The organism is Lysinibacillus sp. NPDC059133, from assembly GCF_042755925.1.
Taxonomy (GTDB): domain Bacteria; phylum Bacillota; class Bacilli; order Bacillales_A; family Planococcaceae; genus Lysinibacillus.
In genome coordinates, this window is record NZ_JBHZDH010000002.1 from 1 (window position 1) to 20,079 (window position 20,079).

Below are 20,079 nucleotides of genomic sequence, written 5' to 3' on the forward strand. Positions count from 1 at the left end.
TCGTGTTATTCTGGTTCAAGAGAGATTCCTCATTTCGTAATTGTTTGTGTGGTAACTAACAATTTTACATGAGAATCTCTCTTTTTATTTAATTTTCATTGGAAGAAACTAGATAATCAACACGCGTGCCTTAACTTAATATTATCAGTTATCAACAAATTGCACGTTTTTATTTCCTTTAATTAGATATCCCTCTTTTTGATCAATTCCTAATAAACTATTCACTATATAGATTTCTTATCTCATCCATATATTTTGTAAAATTGTTTACAAACGAATCGGGCGAAACCACTTTGACGAATTTACCATAACTAAGAAGAGTATTATATCCGAATACATTGTCATTTAGAGGATAAATTACAGAGTACCATGTACTATCTATAGTCTTAATGTTTTCTCTCCCTAATAATTCTAAGAATTTATCAATAACTAATTTATTTACTAAAAGAGAAACTGGAATTTTATCTTTCTCCATCCATTCACCACCATTATAGGAGAGTGGTCGATATTCTCTTTTTGAGAAAGTACCTATGATACTAAGGTTTGATATTCTTGCAAGCTTATAGATTTTGAATTGCTCTGAGGAATAACAATAAGCGTCCATATACCAGCTTCTGTCTTTATATACAACTCTATATGGTTCAGTAGTCTTTTTTGATTCTTCACCTTGTGAATTTATATAGTTAAAACTAATTAATTCATTATTTCGTATAGCCGAAAGCAAATCCAAAACAAGTTTTCTTAACTCTGTATTACCTTTCGAAAGGGACAGATCTATTTCAAAATCTGGAGTTTCTCCAATTTTATTTAACTTTAAAATTGCATTAAACGTTGAGTTATCATCTAGTACTTGTAGCCTGCTTTTTAAACTCGTTTCAATGGACATCAACTCCGTTTTCGACAGCGGAGGCTTATTTAATTCAACTGAATCCATCAAATATATACCACCATTTTTACCCTTTACACAATATAGTGGTATTCCAGACAACGTAAGATCATCTATATCTCTCATAATTGTTCTTATGTTTACATTGAAATTTTCAGCTAATTCTTTAGCTGTTGTTTTTTTATGGTCTATTAGGTAAGAAATTATTCCCATATGCCTATCAATTTTCATAAAGTCTCCCTCATATATTCCCTTCTTTAATATGACATACAGTTGCCATATTAATATTGATAAGATTATAGCATAAAACAAAGGAGGTTAATGACCATGAAAGTCAAAAGCAGAGAAACATTTAAATTAATTGGTAGGAGTATTGAGATACAAGGGCAAGGGGTAAATGATGAAAATTACTCAAAAGAAAAAACTGAGTTCTATAAGGAATTGTTTAATCAAGGCATGATGAAAGAACTTATGCCTATCTCAACAGATAAAAAAGGATATGCAGTTATTATTCCAATAGAAAACGGAATAAAATACTTTGCAGGTGTCGTATCAGATGATCATAAAGATGGATATGAGAATTTAGAAATACCTTCACAATCTTATGTTGTACTTACTACAAATGATGGAGTTTCAAGGCTCTTATTTGATAAGCTTGAAAATGAGTTTTTTACAAATGAAGACAATGCTTCAAAATATAACGGAAAAGAAATTCTTGAAATACTCTTGAATGGAAATCCAATGAATGCCGAAGTTGAATTGTGGGTGCCAATTAAAAGTTAGATTTTGAGACTTAATTTCAAAAACTGGTTAGAAAACCTAACCAGTTTTTGATTTATTTAATTTACTAAACTTTTCCGGGGTAAATGCAGCAAGATCTTGAAGTGATCGATAACCGTTTCCACCCCCCCACTTGACCAACAAGTCGATTTTATCATCAATTGCTATAAACCAAGTTATCGCCTATTTTTAGAATGAACCAATAAAGTAATTGTTTTTCATGTAATTCTTTAAAAAATCTACAACTTGTTTTTTGACCAATAAACATCATTCCAAAATTCTTTGAAGAAAGTGTCAAAGAATAAATCTACACAGTCATCAAACCATGCCGGATTTTAGGCTGGGACAACACTGGTCAAAGCCTTAAAAAGCGCGAGAAATCAATTTTAGAAACGTTGAATTCTCGCGCTTTTCTGATGTAATTTTTTTAACTTCTTTCAGCAAATGTCTTATGTAGCGAAAGTGAAACGGCAGTTACAAATGTTTTATGTAACGTAAGTGAAACGACAGGTACAGAAGTTGAAAAATCTAATAATAATTGATGCAAACTACTTGACGTGGAAGAAGGAATTGTTATAATGAACGATAATATATGAATACATGAACAACTATTCATATATTATCTTTAAAATAAGAAATGGAGATGAAGAAATGTTAGATGTTATTGTGATTGGTGCTGGGCAAGCTGGATTAAGTATGGGGTATTACTTGCAACAAGGAGGATATAATTTTGTAATACTTGATGGAGAAAAAAGACTTGGAGACACATGGAGAAATAGGTATGATTCTTTGGTTCTATTTACACCTAAGTCATATAGTTCCCTGCCAGGGATGAAATTAGAAGGAGAAGAAAACGCATTGCCTACAAAGGATGAAATCGCGGATTATCTTGAAGCATATGCTAACCGTTTTTTATTACCGGTGAAAATGGAGACAACTGTACATAAAATACAAAAAATAAAAAGTACATTTGAAGTATCTACCGATAAAGGTGTATTTCTTTCCAAGCATGTTATTATCGCATCTGGTGCTTTTCAGAAACCGATCATTCCTTCAATTTCCCAAAGTCTTTCACAAGAGGTGTTTCAAATTCATTCTTCCCAGTATCAATCACCTGAGATGATTCCAGATGGTCCTGTTCTAGTGATTGGAGGTGGAAATTCTGGTACGCAAATTGCGACTGAACTTGCAGAAAATCGTGAAGTAACCATTGCTATTAGCCATTCATTTAAATTTTTACCACTTAGTATTATAGGCAAAAGCATTTTTTACTGGTTAGAAAAGATTGGTCTCTTATATGCAGGCACTGATACAAGGCGAGGATCTTGGTTTCGAAAACAAAGTGATCCTATTTTCGGCCTTGAATTAAAGCATCTGATTCGTAAAGAGAAAATTAATATAAAACCAAGAGTCATTCAAACACAAGGAAGAGAAATAACTTTTAGCGATCATAGTAAAAGAAACGTGCAAAATATCATTTGGTCAACAGGATTTGTTCCTGACTACAAATGGATAGACATAGAGGGAATTTTAGATGCAAAAGGTTTTCCTCTTCATAAAAGAGGTGTGAGTCCAACACAAGGGTTATATTATATTGGATTACCGTGGCAACATCAAAGAGGATCGGCACTTATTTGTGGAGTAGGAAAAGATGCTGAGTTTTTATATTCAGTTCTGAAAAAGATGATTTAAGTTTTTCCATTTCGCATTGGCGTAATTGATAATTGCTTGTCCACTATTATTAGTGTGTTAATAACCTTTGAATGCTGTAAGTAATGCTTCTGGATTTTCAAAATCTGTTACACGAACTTCTAGGCCATGCTCCTTATAGCTAAGCGCTTTTTCAGACTTGTCGTCACGTACACCAACAATTATTTCTTCAACTGATAATTTGGTAAGTAAATACTCAACAATTTTTAAACCTAAATTTCCCGTTGCACCGGTTATTAAAACTTTCATAGAATCTCCTCCACTACAATGTTATTTTTGATTTTTGTTCCTAATGCATATACTATTACCAAAGAAAGATTTATGTAAGTAGGCACAATTTAATAACATAGTCATAAAAATAGTACCTAAAGAAAAGGAGGTTTTATTTTGGCACGTTTTAGTTATCAAGATGAAACGGTCTCTGAAGAAACGCTGCAAGAAATTTGTCCATTAACAGTTGCTCAAAATGCAATTGCAGGCAGATGGAAAATCGTAATTTTGTGGCATTTAAGCCAAAATGAAATTATTAGGTTTAATGAATTATTAAGGCTGCTATCTGGTATCTCGAAAGGAATTTTAACTAGACAATTAAGAGAGCTTGAAGAGGACAGGCTAGTACACAGAGAAGTTTATAAAGTTGTTCCACCAAAAGTAGAATATTCATTAACAGAGCAGGGGCAAAAGTTTATACCTGTATTAGAAGCAATGCAAGTTTGGGGTAAAAATTTACTAAATAAAAAAATATAGATGTATGAAAAACTTGAGGATTAATAATCATTATTAACTTCTTATTACAGAAGTAAAAAGAAAGTCAGATGAAATAGACATCATTTTCATCTGACTTCTTTTCTATATCACCTATTCTACTTCTTCATTTACAACAGGTTTCATCATTAGGTTTTTCAGCCATAGTAAAACAAAACCACCAATCGCAATGCCTAGTAAAATATTTGTATAATGGTTCATAGCACCTTCACCAAAGAATAAAACTTCTTTGATACCATCAATTAAGAAACGAATCGGCAGCCAAGGTAGGATATAATCTCCGTAGAAACTTGAAATCATTTCTGGTACAAGCTGAATTAACGGTAAACCAAAGAAAATAAACAATGCGAAAAATGCTAATACGGGCAATCTCAACCACGATACAACAGAAAGAATCATATATACAAAGGCTGTCACAGCAATAGAAATAAAGATCGCTACTGTATTAAATGATTCAAACACATAGCCTAATACCCACGTTGAATACCATGCAACTAAATAGCCTGTAAACAGTCCATAGACTATCGGCATCAATGCTTGAAAAAGCTGAAATTTTGTCATCGCTGTACGACTCGAGAATGGGCGTTTTGTACCTGAAAGATAGAACATCACAGCTCCCATTAAACTTGCAATCCATAATGGTACAAATAGTGCAGTTGGAACAGTTGCTAAATCCCCTACTGGATTCAACTTTTTCACGCTCGCTTCTATCGGATTAGCAAGAAGTGGTACTTTATCAGGTTGAACTGGAGAAATCAACGATGACAAATCACGCATTTGCGCATCTACTTGCTCGCTAGCATTTGCGCACTTACATTACTACTAATTTGCCTAGTGATTTGCTTTAAAACATTTTCCATTGAAGTGGCAACATTTGTATTCACACCTTCATTGACATATAACTCAAGATCGGCAGGACTCGCAGCTTCTGATTGTAAGGAAGCAATTTGATTAGAAAAATCCTTTGAAATGACAATCCCACCATATGTTTCACGCTCTTTCATGCCATCCTTCATTGCTGAAGCCGAATCATACTCAATAAACTTCACCGCATCGGGTGCATTTTCTTTTAAATTTGTAACAATGGTTTCACCCATCTCCCCACTGTCCTCTAATTTTAATTAATTCAATTTAAATTTTATCAATGTTAACAAAGGAAGTATTCGACAAATCATTCAATATTTTATTTAAGAAAATCAACTCTTGATTACTGTATTTATTTATAAACTTTACATAATTTTTGTTTATTTCTTCGTGGAGCATTCGATGTACATTACATAGTTCATTCCCCAAATCAGTAGTTTTAAAATAGATTTCTTTGTTATTATTTGGGAGATATTCTTTCGTGATTAATTTCTTTTCCACTAATTTTCTAGATATTTTAGTTATAGTGCCTCTTTGCATGTTTAATTCTGTAGCAATAGTAATCCCTTTTACTGGTTGATGTTTCTGAATGCAATCTAATACGTGTAACATTAATATAGTAATATCCTGTAAAATAATTAATAACTCTTCGTTTTTACAATTTTGAATTAACCAAGTTTTTTCTTTATCCTCTTCATTGTTTTTCTCGATTAATTTTATATATCCATCTAATATATTTTTTTTAATTTTATCCAATTTTTCATATCCCTTCATAACCGAATATTGATTATTATAACCTATAATGTTTCCAGTAAACAAATTTGACATTTTAACTATGTTAATTTATGATTGTTTCCAGGAAACAAAAAGCAATAAAGAGGAGACTCATTATGAATAAAGTATTAGAAACAATCATGAATCATAAATCGATAAGAAAGTTTAAAGATATTAAATTAACTAATGAACAAATCACTACAATTATAAAAGCTGCACAAATGGCACCATCATCCCTTTTTATGCAAGATTATGCCATTATAGGTGTTTCGGATCAAAAAATAAAAGAACAATTTTATCAATTAACAAAAGGTCATTGGGTGAAAGAGAATGGGTTACTTCTTATCTTTTGTTCAGATTTACATCGAATAACCATTTTAGCCAGTGATGAACAAAAAAAGAAACTAAAATTAGCTCATAAATTTGGTCCTTTCAAAAAATTTTCCACTATTAATACATCTATAGCAGCTCAAAATGCTACTCTTACTGCCGAATCTATGGGGTTTGGTGTTGTATATAGTGGCGCAATAGCTGAACATAAGAAAGCTGTCAAAAAGATCTTAAAACTACCGAAAAATGTTGTACCTTTATTTGGTCTTTGTATTGGTGTACCAGATAGTACACCAATACAAAAACCTCGTTTACCATTACATGCGGTGTATTTTCAAAATGAATACATTCAAGATGAGGAAGTACAAAAAAATATGCTTATTCAGTACGATGAGACCATGAAAAATTATTATGCATCAAGGACAGATAATAAAAGAGTAACTACTTGGTCTGAAAAGAGCCTTGATCCAATCAATCAAATTTCAACTTCCAAAATAGGCTTCATTATATTCGCGTTAAAAAGATTTTTTAAAAATAAATAATTATTCTAAATCGAGAGGTGAATACAATGAAAAATAAATCGAAACATGAAAAATATCCTGAATTAGACAAGCTGCAACATGTAGTTTTTTATGTGAATGATTTGCAGGCATCACAACGTTTTTATGAAATGATTTTTGATGTACAATGTTCAGCCTCGGCTCATCCAGATAGTAGCGCAGCAATGCGAATTGTAGGAAATACAATGAAATTTTATAGCTTTGGATATTATCATCATGATATTTGTTTTGTACAAAACCAAAAAGTGACTGTAGATCATGAACAATGGAATCATTATACGCTTAAATTAGCAAACGGAGTTAGCTTGGATGAAATAAAGAGGCGATTAGAATCCTCTCAAGTGCCTTATTTCGAAGGCAGGGTGTTACCAATATTATCGAATGAGAAAGAAAATATAATTCATTTTAAGGATCCAAACGGGCATGTAATTGAAGTAGTTAAATAGAAAGGACGAGAGATTTATGGCAAAACAAATGAGTAAATTACAAACATATATAAGCCCTTTGTTAAAGAGTAAATTTGTACGTGAGTTAATATTGTTACCTTCAACGCTTTCTGGTAGGAAACAATTAAATAAAACGGAAGAATACCCTGTAACTAAACCGTCACTAATTTCGCATATCGAACGAGTTGCTATATACGTGTCTGATTTAGAGCATTCCATAAATTGGTATATAGAAAAGTTAGGCTTCACTTTAGAAAGTATTACAGATCCAATAAAGGTTGAAGCATTACCGAATCAAACAATCCGTTGTGCTCTTTTAAATACGAAGAATCAAAGGAATGCTCTTGTTTTAGTAGAGAGAAGAGATGCTAATGGTAAAAAAATCCGTCCGTCTACTAATGGATATTTTCATATAGCTTTTGAAATAGAGGAGCATCGTACATCCTTTGAATTTGCTCAACGTTTAAGAGAGAAAAATGTATTTATTAGCTACGGTCCAGTAAAACATAGCCGTGATGGTGATGGTGAGATTGGTGGTAATATCGCAGTTTATTGTTTAGACCCAGATAATCATTATTTAGAATTCTTTTTTGATATGGATAAATATGAAGAAAAAAGATTTACAGGAGGTTTAAAGTAGAACATGATTATTAGTGAAATTATCGCTTGGTTTGCAGTGATATTTACCGTACTGTTAGCACTGAAATACATTGCACGCATTAGCAAAAATCGTCAGTTAAACCGCCTTTTTAGGAAATCTCATAAGCACTTTGGAATATTGATGATTACCACTGGCCTTCTGCATGGTGTTTTGGCTGGAAACGAGAAAACTACTAACCTTTTTGATATGCAATTAATGCCTAAACTATTTACTCTTAATTTGGGTACTTTCTGCCTCTTTGCCTCCTTGCTTCTGGCGCTTACCTATATGCTTCGTAAAAAGTTAAAGAAGCGCTGGATATTTTTACACCGGGTGTTGACAGTAATCCTTCTAGTCCTTTTAATACTTCATGTACATGAGGAGATTGAGCGTCAACATCAATATAGGGAGGCCAACTTTCCTGACATAACAGAACAATCATTGAGCTGCTTCTGGTTGCTTCCTTGATTTATAGCACTGATGAACTGATTAATTATGAAAAACCAACTAGTTTGTGAAATGATACACTTAAACTATCGGGGAGCTTTAGTTCAACTAATATAGTCAAAATAGCCTTGTAAGCATTTTTAACAAGGCTATTTTTAATTATCATTTAAACTGCTCAAAATGATTAGCAACCCAACGCTTTTGATTCTCTGCTATATATTGCTCCGCAGCAATTAGCTTGTTCACTAATTCTTCCTTTGATAGCTTCATATACTTCTTTTTAACAACATCTATATTACGTTAGGCGAAATCTTTCTTAAACTTGATTCATCTAATTTAGGTGGAGCTGCGAGCTTTTTACGAACCCTATTTACTTTATATGTTTTGCTATGCTTTTTGTAATAGGTATACAATTCATCATTACGCTTTATTGTATTGGAATGAATCCCTTTCCCTTGAGTGTCAAACTGTTTCGAATGCTGACTAATATTATGATAGGTTACAAGGATACCTTGTATCATGATGTTTCTAGTAGTCTTTTCTATATCTTTATATAACAAGTGGTCAGATTATTTTCTAAGTGCAGATTTTCTTGATGGTTTTTTATTACTCTATTTGTTTGCTTGGATCATAACACTTATTAAGACTAAAAAAGAGGCGAATGAACTTAATGCCTTACTAAAACAGATAAGAAATTTTTAAAAAGGATGCATTGGTTCATACAAATAGAACAAAAGACTAAATCTTTAGGGTCACATTTATCTAGTGACCCTTTAATACTATCATCTTAAAGAATCTCGTAATCGAACTGAAATAAGTAGATAGTGCGTTCAATAAGTGTGTCAGTAAATCTATTGAATATATTTCGTTGGTAGCCAAGTAAAATTGAATTTTCCATTTATCGGGTAAATCAAACTTCATTAAAACTCTCTTTAATGATTTTTTTCTTATTCGGAACTTTCACCCAATAAGTGAAGCATCGTAATAACAATTCAACGGGTCCCATATTAAAATACTTTAACCATACTATACTAAAAGTAATTAAAATAGCGTGGATTATGAAGCACACTATTAATGAATGAATAGGTGTAACACCCATGATGAAACTAAATACAATTAGTAAGGCACTTTGTGCAAGATAATTTGTTAAAGACATTTGGCCATAAAATTTTAAAGGAGATAATAGCATTTTGGCTCTATCCCATTGTAAAACAATAAGAAGACTGCTAATCATCATAAAAGGAACTATATAATCTTCTAGCATTTCAGTTCCTGCAGGAGTAATGTCAATTGACAGCTTTATATAAAATAAAGATACATAAGTACAAATATTAACTATTAAAAAAACCGAAATATACTTTAATTTCCCATGCATATTTTCAAAAAAATTAAATTGCCCCATCGTAAAACCTAGCATCATCGGTGCAAACCATTTACTTATGTTGGATAGTAAATCTAGCCATACTATTCTCTCACCATAATACGGTTGATAAAAAGCTGTAACAATAGATAAGGCTATTAGTGAAATCGTTATTATTAAGTTGTTCCATTTACTTCTTTTAAAAAATATTGCCATAAACAGGCCAAGTACTGCATACACCATTAATACATCGGTAATCCCTGGCGGTGCATATAATGTATGAATCAGTCCTAGTACAAATAAAAAACCGATTCTGCGGAAATACAAAAGGTATCTATTGTTTATTTTTTGTTTGGATCGATTCATAAAAAGATAACACCCAAATCCAAATAAGAAGAATAAAATAGGGTAAAATTTCCTGTTGAATATAGAATATAATACTCCGTGTAATTCATTATAGTTGGACGAATCCATAACCTGAAAACTATTCACAAGAAGTACCCCCAGCAAGGCAAACCCTCGTAAGTAATCCATAGTGTCTATTCTTTCATACGTATTTAATTTATTCATTCAGAATCTCCTAATAGAAAACTATATTTTTTAGTATTAATACATAAAAAAGCTACTGTTTTTTTCATTTTGCCAGCTCCTTATTTTTAATACTTTAAACATAAACGTTATCTTTTGATAAATGAATGACTGTTCCCTTACAATATGACATTTAATCTTACTAAATTGTAAAATTACAGATTGCCCACTCCTTCAGGTGGGGTAACAAGCGATTAAAGACATTAAAAGTGTGTTTAAGAAAGTGAAGAAAAATAAATACAAGGTTGTTCCTGTGTTAAAGAAGCCAGTGTCTTTTCGGAATAACCAAAACTATTCTTTTGATTTCGCGCACATTTCAATCAAAGATACCTAATATCTTAGTTTTAATCATAAATAAAAGGAGCTATTTAGTTAGCTCCTTTTTTGCCCCTATTAAAAAGTAAAAAAAGGACCAACAGCCCTTTCTATTATAAATCTTCTATATCATATTCAGTATATCCCTCATAATAGTAGCTAATATCAATACCCTTCATGAAAACTTCACGGCTATTAATTTCATCTAATAATGCTTGTTGGAGCAATTGCTTAATTTCAACGTCTCTAATCGGACTACGTTCCATCGCCAACAAGTAATCTTCCTTATCAATCTTATTCCATTCAACAACCCTGTGAAGTTCTTTTTTAAAGATTAAATCTAGCCAAATTCTAGTAGCTCTACCGTTCCCCTCTCTGAAAGGGTGAGCGATATTTATTTCAACATACTTTTCAACGATTTCATCAAAAGTTGTTTGTGGCATCGTATCGATATGCTCTAAAGATGCTCTAAGATACATGATTGGGGCAAATCGGAAATTCCCTTTTGCTATATTGACCTCTCGAACCTTTCCAGCAAAGAAATAAATATCCTCAAATAGATAGCGATGAATTTCAGAAAGACCCTTGAAAGTGCCTACTTCTAAGCTATTTATTTTCCCTGAATCGTATAACTCTTTAGCTTTCTTCTTTGAAAGCCGTTCTTCTGTTCGATTCAATTCAAGCTGGTTTATGATACCTAATTTATTTTCAAGCATCGTCATACTCCCCTTAATTCTTTTTTAATTTTCGCACTTTCTAGAAAAAGTATAAGTAAATTATGACTGCCTACAATATAGCAATCCATAAGAAATATTTCTTAGTATGATTGTTTTTGATTATATCATAAATAGCATAGATACCAGCTATAGCACTAAAAACGAAAACAACCCATGAGATTATTGTAAGTATACTCATTCATTCTAAAATTTGATGAAGGTAATTGTAAATTTTGTATATACATTTTTCTCACTTTCAACTTTTATCAAGGCTTGATGCGCTTCAATAATTGCTTTTGTTAACGCCAAGCCAATCCCCGTCGAATCATGTTTTTTGGAACTACTTGCTTTGTAGAATCGATTAAAGATATGCGGTAATTCCTCAACTGCAATCCCCTCTCCAAAGTCTTGAATCACAAGTTCCGTATAAATGGGTGTATCTTTGAGTTGAAGTGTGATTTTATCACCATGTTTGGAATGCTCAATCGCATTCTTTAACAAGTTCACCAAAGCTTCTTGCATCCATAATTTATCGTGGAAAACTACTATTTCTTCCGGCTCATCCCAGTCAATTAACAAATCTCTTTCATTGATCATATTTTCCAAACGATTCAAAACTTCATGAATCGTTTCCACCAAGTTTAACGGTTCTTTATCAAATGAAATAGCTCTGGCATCAATTTTCGCTACTTTTAACAAGTTTTGAATCAAGACATTCATTCTGCTGATTTGAACTTCATTATTTTGCAATAATTGAACTTGCTGCTGACGGGGCAAGTCTTCATTCAATAACAATTCATTGTAGATGGATATCGTCGAAAGTGGTGTTTTTAATTGATGGGATATGTCTTGTAATACTTGACCTAAAAACTTCTTTTCTTCAAGCAAATCACTCATGCTTTTTCTAATAATATCTTTCATGGAACGCAAAGAAATTACTAGTTTGGCAATATCGCCTTCTTTATTTTCATTTATTGTAACCGAGTAATCCCCTTCGATTATTTTTTTGGCAGTCGAAGTAAGTTGTTTGATTTTATTGAAGAACATAGTGTATTGTATGTAATTTGCCAAAAACAATAGACATCCGAAAATAATCAACCCCAAAAAAATTGATTGATTATGGCTAAAAATATTGTTATTTAAAAGTGGAAAAAGCTCTGTCTCCAAATCTTCATATAATCCATATTGTTTAAAGATTTCTCTTCCTTTTTCCTGATACTCATTGGAATCAGAAGAATTGCTTGTTAAGACTTTCATAATTTCTGCTTCATTCTCAGGATTTTGTTCAACCAATCTGGCGGTAATTTCCCCCCAGGTTGTAATCGAATCACTTTTTAAATGATCATAAAATAGTTGATGTGTCATATACTGATAGATTATAAATAGAAAAAATAAAGCGAACATTACGATCATATAGCCTTTTATCTCAGTATTTTTTATCATGTTACTGTCTGCACACATCCTTATCCCAACGATATCCTAATCCTCTTTGGGTGATGATAAACTGTGGATTTTTTGAGTTATCTTCAATTTTTTCTCTTAAACGCATTATATATACAGATAACGTATTTTCATCAAAAAAAACTTCATCACCTTCCGTAATTTTCAGAAGAATTTCATCTCTTTTTAATACTTTGTAAGCATTCTGCATAAAAGTTAACAGGAGCTTATATTCTAAATTCGTTACTGGGACAATTTCTTGATTTTTATAAACCTTGACTTGGTTCATATCAATTTTTATATTCTCAGATGTTAAAATCAATGAAGCTTCTTCTAACTTAGTTTGTTTACGTAATTGCACTCTTACTCTCGACATAAGTTCTCTAACTCGAAAAGGTTTTGTTATATAATCGTCCCCACCAATATCTAGTCCCATTACTACATTCGCTTCTTCGTCAAGGGCGGTTAAAAAAATAATAGAGATGGCATCGTTTTGTTTTTTAAAGTGCATGCATAGATCATAGCCATTTCCATCTGGAAGGTTGATATCTAATATAGCCAACTTAAAAATAGTATGATCAAACTGGTTTCTCGCTTCTTTTACACTAGAGGCTCTAATCACCTCATACCCTTCGTTTCTTAATGAAAACTCGATGGCTAAACCAAGAGCCTCATCATCTTCAACCAGTAATATTTTATTCAAATATACCATCTCCTTCCTCTAACTCCATATTAGCAGTTACCGCCAAATCAGAATAGCCTGACTATAAATAGCCAGGCCTTTCATATTATTCTTCCCTTATCGTATCTATAATATTATCCTGCTGGATTCTTCGGAGCGGTAGCAAAACAGATAAATAACTAATGAACAAAGCGGCAGCAAACGTAATGAAACAAGCCTCATAGGGAATCGTCCATGCAACCTTCAAGACACCGGAGGCAGCCAAATAAATAATATATGAAAGTATGCATCCGAAGAAAATGCCTTGCAAGCTTCCAGAAAAACCGTAAATCAGTGCTTCAAAGATAATCATTTTTTTCAAATCCCTTTGAGACATGCCTATGGATTTTAATGCAGCCAGTTCTTTTCGTCTAATCATGATACTTATAGTAATCGTATTGAGGATATTTAAACTGCCAATTAAAGCAATGACCACAATAAAAGCATAAACAAGAATTTTGGTCACGAGAACGGTTTCCTTCTTGTCTTTATTCTCTTTAAAGTGATTAACCACTGTAATGGAGTGTTTATTTCCAATAGTCTTCTGGATGTCCTCAACAGTCGCGAGAGATTGAGCTGTATCTTTCAATACAATTTTAAAACTTAAGTCCTGATCGTAAACTTCGGATACATTTTTAATTAACTTTAACTGATCCATAATTTGCAGGTTCTCAGAAGATGCTTGATTGTCATTTGGCAGATAGATTGTAAGATCCGATTTAGTGGAAGGATCGTTCATAAATTTGGATGAAAATGCGATATCCATCAACGATGAAAAAGAAATAAACAAGACACTGCTTATAATAATTGATAAAATGGTAACCATATAACGATTTTTATTTCTTTTTACATTTTTCAAGGCCATGCTTAAGGGGAAAGATAAAGGCTTTTTCAGAACGGTATTCTTTTGATTTTTGATTACCTCTTTTTTTATTGACAGTCTGCTGCTGATTGCCAGCAATGGAGATATTTTGCCTGCAAAAAAAGCAGGGTAATAACTAGACGCTAAAACAGCTATCAGGGTAAGAAGAGAACTGATTAAAATGATCTTCCAATCGACATTGAATATCGAAATATCCTGACCATCTTCTAATACAATCAAGAAAGTGGTTTGGAGAATAGCAAGCGCCAATAAACTGCATACAATCCCAATCGGTATAGCGATAATAGCCAGCACAACAGCTTCTTTCATAACAATTTGTCTAATTTGCTTTCGCGTAGCGCCGATGCTTCTCAACAAGCCAAACTGCTTCATCCGCTCTACGACACTGATTTGAAAAGCGTTATAAATGACAACAATTGTAGAAATGACAACTATACTGACAACAATTACAAGAATGGCTAGCAGTGATTGATCCGATTCCGGTTTCAAAGCTTTAATCAATTGAGTATTAATATCAATGTTATTGTCTTCAGTCATTAATTTGAGTTCGTCTATAACCTCGTTAAAGTCTGCTTTCTCGTTAATTTCAATTAATATCCTTCCTTCTCCAATAGCAAACTCACTTTTATATGTTAATAATCGGCCCTCTTTATTTTTCTGTGAAAACTCACTATTATTCAGTAAACCAACCAATTGATATGTTTTTCCATCCAGTTCAAATGAATCACCGATTTGAAGATCTTTTTTTATATAAGGAAGTACCCAGGAATCTACAGCTGCCTCATGGTCATTGGCTGGTAATTTGCCATCAAGTAGGCTATAGGTTAAAAATTTCATGGCGTGATGATCCGCGAAATTCATTTTCACAGAAACATCTCCAACTGGAACTATGTCTCCCTGAGACATTAAACCAAACGATTCAATTTGGGGATTATATTTGATTTTATTTAATAGCTCTTCATCGTAATCTGAAATACCAACATGAAAAGAAACTCCGCTTAACTTCTTGGCATTCTCAATTTGGGTAAGTTGTGATCCTTTCATAAAGAGGCCAATCGTTGAAATTAACGCTACAGAGAGTATGATGCCAACCAAGGTCAAAATGGTTCGTTTCATATTCTTCTTTAAATACCTAGTACCTAATTGCTGATAACTATTAATCAAAATCATTGTCCTCCAGTCTGTGACTTTTTCTCAGTCAGCCGCTGATCAGAAATGATTTTACCGTCTTGTATTGTGATGATCCGATCCGTAGCAGATGCTATCGTGAGATCGTGAGTAATCATTACAATAGTTTGATTGTATTTTTTTGCGGTTAATCTTAATAAATCCATCACTTCTTTCGTATTTCGAGTATCCAAATTACCAGTGGGCTCATCAGCAAGAATCAAATGCGGACGATTAATAAGCGCCCTGCCAATAGAAACCCGTTGCTGTTGCCCACCAGATAGTTCGGAAGGCAAGTGATTCATACGTTCTTGAAGCCCTAAGATATTAATAATTTCATTTAGATATTCCATATCTATAGATTCACTATCCAACAATGTAGGTAAAGCAATATTTTCTTGGACATTTAATACTGGTATCAAATTAAAGAATTGAAAAATAAACCCGACTTTTCTTCTTCTAAATATGGAAAGCTCATTATCTGTATATTTATAAATATCACTGTCCCCAATGAATACCTTTCCTGAACTAGGGTGATCCAATCCACCTAAAATATGCAGCAGTGTACTTTTCCCAGAACCAGAAGCACCAACGATTGAGACAAACTCACCTTGCTGAATTGAAAGATCAATCCCTTTTAATGCATCTACCCTGTTATTACCTTCACCATAACTTTTCACTACATTTTCCATACGTACAACTTCCATATAACCCATCCTCTCCTCCATCAATTATGCCTTGGCATAATTGATGCCGTCGCTTTGCTTTCGGTACAAAAAACATGTGCTGAAAGAAATTAAAACTTAATCTTCTATGTCTACAAAATTTACTTTGTCTTCGCTATCTGGATAAACGCTCTCTATTTCTTTGAATACTTGGTTAGTTTTTTCTTTATTTTTATAATCAAATTTACTACCACTATTTAACTGAAACAATGTGATGATAGACTCTGAATCAGCTAATTCATCATAAGTTTGGTCATTTAGAATAACAAGGTCCATAGGAATATATCCGATCCATGCTTGATGTTTAACATAATGTACAGGTATCATTTGTCCATTCAATTCGATTTCGTTATCCACCATATTTTTATCGTCTAAAGAATAGAGCAAATCCAGTGACCCGGATAATTCTTTAATTTCATGAACTGGTTCTGAAATGATAGACAAACTGTCTGGATCTTTTCTTGCTCTAAAAATTCCTTTCTTAACAAATTGTTCAGCAGTCGTTTTGTTAATAACTGCATACTTTAAATTTAATTCACCTTTTTTTGTTACTAGGAGCTTCATTTTGTAGTCAACTGTTTGTTTAGTTTTATTTTTATACAACTGCTTTACTTTATTGACATCCTTTTCTGTGCCGATCACTAAAATTCCATTAACTGATTGTGGTGGACCTTCAATAAAACGTTTTACTCCAAATCCTATACCGATAAAAATGGCGATAACTAAAACTAAGCCTATAATTTTTTTCATTTTATTTCTCCTCGTATTTACTTGATGTCTAAATTATAGACTAGATATTCTTTATATTTGAATAACTGTTGTCTAACTATTTATTCTCTTTTCTTACTCTTTAGTAAGAATAAACATTTTGCAGGAGGAATTAAGATTGAAAGAGCTTTTGTAGATACTAACATCCTTAAGCCACTAAAAAGTATAATAATATCCAAACATAAAAGGCATAGTTCGTATCGTTTTATTCGATAAAGAGTTTCCTTCATCCTTTATTTAAGGCAAATGCAAAAAACTCCATTTTGAAAAAAATTGAGTCAAAATGGAGTTTTATTAAATTTTTATAAACGGTACGACTTTATTTTCAATTCAAGTTGGCGGGTAGAGGTCGTGTAAAAGCAGAAGAAATTGATGATGTGGTTATCGGGGATTATATAGCCCATTCTTCTTTGTTATGTACGGATACAGCTACCAAATATAAAAAAATTTGCAGCAGTAAAAAACCTCAAACTCTAAACAGTTAATCTTAATCAAAATCAACGAGTAAAAAAAGAGATATTCCACATACAACACGTTAATAACTTCCATCGCCTTTTGAACGGATGGATGGAACGATTTCAAAGCCTTGGTACGTATTATTTGGATAATTACCTCTACTGGTATCGTTAACTTGAGTTACATAAAACTTGGCATTTGAAAATCGGGTAGAGCAAATGTTTATTTCAGCTTGTCAAAAATCTAACTATTTCACTGTTGAAGCATTAAGAAAAGATAAAGAGCACCATTTATTAGATGCTTTTTAAGCGGATTCAGTGCTTTATATTTACAGTACAGATAATTGCGTGCTAATAAGGCCCCCCCTTATCACAAGGAAAGTGGGTTTTGTAAGATGATGTAACAACTTAATCTAATGAATCTAATTTCCCTCTTATATATTTCGCCCGTGCTTCAATATAATCCAATATATACTCTGGTTCCTTATCAAATAAATGGATATCGTCTTTTTTATAAGGATCTTTTTGAATATAAGGTCTTATTAAATTATGCATATCTTGTATTTTTGGTTTCAAATAGTTTACATTAAATTGGTTGTTTAAAATAACTTTTAGCAAGTTTTTGTATTGACTTCGAAATGTTTTTACATCGAGAATTCTTGCGGTAAGCGTATTAAATCCTTCGATTCGTAAATAGTCTTCCTCCATCACTTTCCCGTTTACATCCCTTCCCCATGTTGCATCGTAATCCCACGGGATGACTTCGAATTGCCTAGTTTCGCTATTTTGGTATAATGCGTAATTATGAACAAAACCATCAAAATTTTGGGTGAAAACAGCGCCAGCCAACCAGCTAAGATACTGATTTACATTGAGGTATTTCACAATTTTATTTTCAAATTCTGCCTTTGAAATGGTATTAATTTCAATAATCATTTTTTGTAAATGCAATTCATCTTGTTCTGTCCCATATTTTAGTTCATAGCCAGCTTTAAGTGATTTCTTTATTCCTTTATCAAGATCACTCATCAACGAAAAGTTAGCATCGCCATCAACCGCATAGAATATTGGTCCTTGCGGTAGTTGTCGATTCTTAAGGAAATACTCATCCACTGATTCTAATTCCAAATAAAGCCCCTCATTTTTCCCATTCAATTTCATATTTACAAATTGGGACTTTGGCGATAAGCACCCTATTTCATTGAAAAAATCGAGCGATAGTTTATTTCTTAATAGAGAAGGATCTTTATATTCTGCGTTGATATGAATTTCTTTGGTATTTCTATACGTACTTGGCTTATTAAACGAAATATGATACGACTTTTTTCGAAAATCCCGGATATGGGAGCCACGATAGGCGATATCAATATCATACTTTCTTTTGTTAATCGTTAGCTTGGCAGTGATAGGATCGTCACACCATATATCTTTCCGAAGTTCAATTAAATCTAAAGAATGAATAAAAAGATGATATTCAGGTATTATTATGCCGTTATCCACGCGAATTCTTTCCTTTCATTTTTAAATTATTCGTATTAAAACAAAATGTAAGATTCCACAAAAATATATAGAGTTTATTTTCTCCTTTCGAAAACTATGTGATTGACTCTAACATCTTTAGTGCAACCTCATATATTACGATTAGGGAAAGAAATGTGCAGAGGCATGGGTTTGATTCTTTTTGAAAAAGGAATCTACCTTCTTTCTCTAATAAAGATGAAAGGAGGTTTGGAATATGTCACTTCTTATACAGAATGCAGTAGCATTGGCTAACAACTCAGGGTTAGGTCACTTCATGCACCAGGATCCAATTAGTAACGAACGATGCACGAGCAGGAGACGTCGTACTTCACGAAAACAACGGCGCACAAGCAGATTACGTCGTACTTCGCGAATCCAACGACGCACGAGCAGGGTACGTCGTACTTCGCGAAACCAACGACGCACAAGCAGATTACGTCGTACTTCGCGAAACCTACGACGCACGAGCAGATTACGTCGTACTTCGCGAAACCTACGGCGCACGAGCAGATTACGTCGTACTTCACGAAACCAACGACGCACGAGCAGATTACGTCGTACTTCGCGAAACCAACGACACACGAGCAGATTACGTCGTACTTCGCGAAACCAACGACGCACGAGCAGATTACGTCGTACTTCACGAAACCAACGACGCACGAGCAGATTACGTCGTACTTCGCGAAACCTACGACGCACGAGCAGATTACGTCGTACTTCGCGAAACCAACGACGCACGAGCAGAAACTCCTTTTGGAATGACTTATTTTTTTAAAAACTTCAGGTGATTTTCCGCTATCTGAAGAGTATGACACTTAATGTTATTCAATGGACTATTGAGTGCGTCTGTATAAAAAGTTAACTAGTTTTTACTAGTTAACTTTTTATATGTTATTCCTATCGAAGTCCAAGGTTGAAAGAAAAGTGAAAAGGACAGCTGGGGTGGGTTCCGTCTGATCTTTTCTTTTATGTATATTCTTCGGGATGAATTGTTATCGTTGTGTATTACATAGCATCTATCAGAATTGTTTAACCGTCACGGGATCCTCCTATTCCTTTGTATCTATGAAAACCGGGAAACATTTGATGTCCTATACTAAAATGCATTGGATTTAACACTTTTCACCTCCATTCTGAGGATTTAGTAAAGGATATGTTTAATTAATGAAGAGGCTTAGACTAAGACCCATATTTGAGATCTTTGCATGGTTTGCATGT

At 33.1% G+C, this 20,079-nt stretch carries 21 protein-coding genes and 3 pseudogenes; 11 read left to right on the forward strand and 13 right to left on the reverse strand.

What is annotated here, in order from left to right; translation table 11 throughout:
- Positions 1 to 217: 217 nt before the first annotated feature.
- Positions 218 to 1,117 (reverse strand): helix-turn-helix transcriptional regulator, encoded by a 900-nt coding sequence (locus ACFXN8_RS01290; RefSeq protein ID WP_386842166.1) that lies wholly within the window; start codon positions 1,115 to 1,117, stop codon positions 218 to 220.
- Positions 1,118 to 1,213: 96 nt separating this feature from the next.
- Between ACFXN8_RS01290 and ACFXN8_RS01295 the strand changes: the two genes are divergently transcribed.
- Together ACFXN8_RS01295 and ACFXN8_RS01300 are read left to right on the forward strand one after the other, a co-directional pair.
- On the forward strand, positions 1,214 to 1,669 hold the full coding sequence (locus ACFXN8_RS01295; RefSeq protein WP_386842168.1) for a GyrI-like domain-containing protein: 456 nt from the start codon (positions 1,214 to 1,216) through the stop codon (positions 1,667 to 1,669).
- Positions 1,670 to 2,317: 648 nt separating this feature from the next.
- Complete coding sequence (locus ACFXN8_RS01300) at positions 2,318 to 3,358, forward strand: flavin-containing monooxygenase (protein ID WP_386842170.1); 1,041 nt, start codon at positions 2,318 to 2,320, stop codon at positions 3,356 to 3,358.
- Positions 3,359 to 3,424: 66 nt separating this feature from the next.
- On the opposite strand, the pseudogene ACFXN8_RS01305 reads toward ACFXN8_RS01300, so the two are convergent.
- Positions 3,425 to 3,625 (reverse strand): annotated as a pseudogene (locus ACFXN8_RS01305) (NmrA family NAD(P)-binding protein); the annotation flags it as partial.
- 138 nt (positions 3,626 to 3,763) lie between these two features.
- Here ACFXN8_RS01305 and ACFXN8_RS01310 point away from each other — a divergent pair.
- Positions 3,764 to 4,123 (forward strand): winged helix-turn-helix transcriptional regulator, encoded by a 360-nt coding sequence (locus ACFXN8_RS01310; protein WP_386842172.1) that lies wholly within the window; start codon positions 3,764 to 3,766, stop codon positions 4,121 to 4,123.
- 111 nt (positions 4,124 to 4,234) lie between these two features.
- Here the strand turns inward: ACFXN8_RS01310 and ACFXN8_RS01315 are convergent, their stop codons facing one another.
- From ACFXN8_RS01315 to ACFXN8_RS01325, 3 genes are read right to left on the reverse strand one after another with little or no spacing between them, the layout of a single operon-like run.
- Positions 4,235 to 4,918, reverse strand: coding sequence for a hypothetical protein (locus ACFXN8_RS01315; RefSeq protein ID WP_386842174.1), 684 nt, complete (start codon positions 4,916 to 4,918; stop codon positions 4,235 to 4,237).
- An 8-nt stretch (positions 4,919 to 4,926) separates the two neighbouring features.
- Positions 4,927 to 5,238 (reverse strand): YhgE/Pip domain-containing protein, encoded by a 312-nt coding sequence (locus tag ACFXN8_RS01320; RefSeq protein ID WP_386842176.1) that lies wholly within the window; start codon positions 5,236 to 5,238, stop codon positions 4,927 to 4,929.
- A 34-nt stretch (positions 5,239 to 5,272) separates the two neighbouring features.
- Entirely contained in the window at positions 5,273 to 5,761 is a 489-nt protein-coding gene (locus ACFXN8_RS01325) for a MarR family transcriptional regulator (RefSeq protein ID WP_386842178.1), read from the reverse strand.
- A gap of 134 nt (positions 5,762 to 5,895) precedes the next feature.
- Between ACFXN8_RS01325 and ACFXN8_RS01330 the strand changes: the two genes are divergently transcribed.
- The 5 genes from ACFXN8_RS01330 (at position 5,896) to ACFXN8_RS01350 (ending at position 8,904) form a co-directional block, all read left to right on the forward strand.
- Complete coding sequence (locus tag ACFXN8_RS01330) at positions 5,896 to 6,651, forward strand: NADPH-dependent oxidoreductase (protein WP_386842180.1); 756 nt, start codon at positions 5,896 to 5,898, stop codon at positions 6,649 to 6,651.
- 26 nt (positions 6,652 to 6,677) lie between these two features.
- Positions 6,678 to 7,115 (forward strand): VOC family protein, encoded by a 438-nt coding sequence (locus tag ACFXN8_RS01335; RefSeq protein ID WP_386842182.1) that lies wholly within the window; start codon positions 6,678 to 6,680, stop codon positions 7,113 to 7,115.
- 16 nt (positions 7,116 to 7,131) lie between these two features.
- A complete protein-coding gene (locus ACFXN8_RS01340) occupies positions 7,132 to 7,755 on the forward strand; it encodes a VOC family protein (protein ID WP_386842184.1) in 624 nt (207 codons plus the stop codon).
- A gap of 3 nt (positions 7,756 to 7,758) precedes the next feature.
- Positions 7,759 to 8,223 (forward strand): ferric reductase-like transmembrane domain-containing protein, encoded by a 465-nt coding sequence (locus ACFXN8_RS01345; RefSeq protein ID WP_386842186.1) that lies wholly within the window; start codon positions 7,759 to 7,761, stop codon positions 8,221 to 8,223.
- A gap of 498 nt (positions 8,224 to 8,721) precedes the next feature.
- Positions 8,722 to 8,904, forward strand: coding sequence for a DUF3021 family protein (locus ACFXN8_RS01350; RefSeq protein WP_376071134.1), 183 nt, complete (start codon positions 8,722 to 8,724; stop codon positions 8,902 to 8,904).
- Between the two features lie 208 nt (positions 8,905 to 9,112).
- On the opposite strand, the gene ACFXN8_RS01355 is transcribed toward ACFXN8_RS01350, so the two are convergent.
- Positions 9,113 to 10,132, reverse strand: coding sequence for a DUF418 domain-containing protein (locus tag ACFXN8_RS01355; protein ID WP_386842188.1), 1,020 nt, complete (start codon positions 10,130 to 10,132; stop codon positions 9,113 to 9,115).
- A gap of 205 nt (positions 10,133 to 10,337) precedes the next feature.
- Between ACFXN8_RS01355 and ACFXN8_RS01360 the strand changes: the two are divergent.
- Positions 10,338 to 10,472 (forward strand): annotated as a pseudogene (locus ACFXN8_RS01360) (RNA-guided endonuclease TnpB family protein); the annotation flags it as partial.
- Positions 10,473 to 10,578: 106 nt separating this feature from the next.
- Here ACFXN8_RS01360 and fic read toward each other — a convergent pair.
- The 6 genes from fic to ACFXN8_RS01390 all read right to left on the reverse strand — a co-directional run bounded on the left by fic (position 10,579) and on the right by ACFXN8_RS01390 (position 16,867).
- Complete coding sequence (gene fic / locus ACFXN8_RS01365; protein ID WP_386842190.1) at positions 10,579 to 11,181, reverse strand: protein adenylyltransferase Fic; 603 nt, start codon at positions 11,179 to 11,181, stop codon at positions 10,579 to 10,581.
- Positions 11,182 to 11,385: 204 nt separating this feature from the next.
- Positions 11,386 to 12,624, reverse strand: a complete 1,239-nt coding sequence (locus ACFXN8_RS01370) for a sensor histidine kinase (RefSeq protein ID WP_386842192.1) — start codon at positions 12,622 to 12,624, stop codon at positions 11,386 to 11,388.
- A gap of 1 nt (position 12,625) precedes the next feature.
- The gene (locus tag ACFXN8_RS01375) at positions 12,626 to 13,333 is read right to left on the reverse strand and encodes a response regulator transcription factor (protein WP_386842194.1); all 708 of its coding nucleotides are present in this window, start codon (positions 13,331 to 13,333) and stop codon (positions 12,626 to 12,628) included.
- A gap of 76 nt (positions 13,334 to 13,409) precedes the next feature.
- On the reverse strand, positions 13,410 to 15,389 hold the full coding sequence (locus tag ACFXN8_RS01380) for an ABC transporter permease (RefSeq protein WP_386842196.1): 1,980 nt from the start codon (positions 15,387 to 15,389) through the stop codon (positions 13,410 to 13,412).
- Positions 15,390 to 15,391: 2 nt separating this feature from the next.
- Positions 15,392 to 16,099 (reverse strand): ABC transporter ATP-binding protein, encoded by a 708-nt coding sequence (locus ACFXN8_RS01385; protein ID WP_386842198.1) that lies wholly within the window; start codon positions 16,097 to 16,099, stop codon positions 15,392 to 15,394.
- 96 nt (positions 16,100 to 16,195) lie between these two features.
- The gene (locus tag ACFXN8_RS01390) at positions 16,196 to 16,867 is read right to left on the reverse strand and encodes a lipoprotein BA_5634 family protein (RefSeq protein WP_386842200.1); all 672 of its coding nucleotides are present in this window, start codon (positions 16,865 to 16,867) and stop codon (positions 16,196 to 16,198) included.
- 356 nt (positions 16,868 to 17,223) lie between these two features.
- Between ACFXN8_RS01390 and ACFXN8_RS01395 the strand changes: the two are divergent.
- Positions 17,224 to 17,649, forward strand: a pseudogene (locus ACFXN8_RS01395) (IS1595 family transposase); the annotation flags it as partial.
- A 99-nt stretch (positions 17,650 to 17,748) separates the two neighbouring features.
- Here ACFXN8_RS01395 and ACFXN8_RS01400 read toward each other — a convergent pair.
- Positions 17,749 to 18,840, reverse strand: a complete 1,092-nt coding sequence (locus ACFXN8_RS01400) for a CotH kinase family protein (protein ID WP_386842202.1) — start codon at positions 18,838 to 18,840, stop codon at positions 17,749 to 17,751.
- Positions 18,841 to 19,075: 235 nt separating this feature from the next.
- On the opposite strand from ACFXN8_RS01400, the gene ACFXN8_RS01405 reads away from it, so the two are divergent.
- Positions 19,076 to 19,636: a CotG/ExsB N-terminal domain-containing protein gene (locus ACFXN8_RS01405; protein WP_386842204.1), complete on the forward strand. Its 561-nt coding sequence runs from the start codon at positions 19,076 to 19,078 to the stop codon at positions 19,634 to 19,636.
- Positions 19,637 to 20,079: the final 443 nt, after the last annotated feature.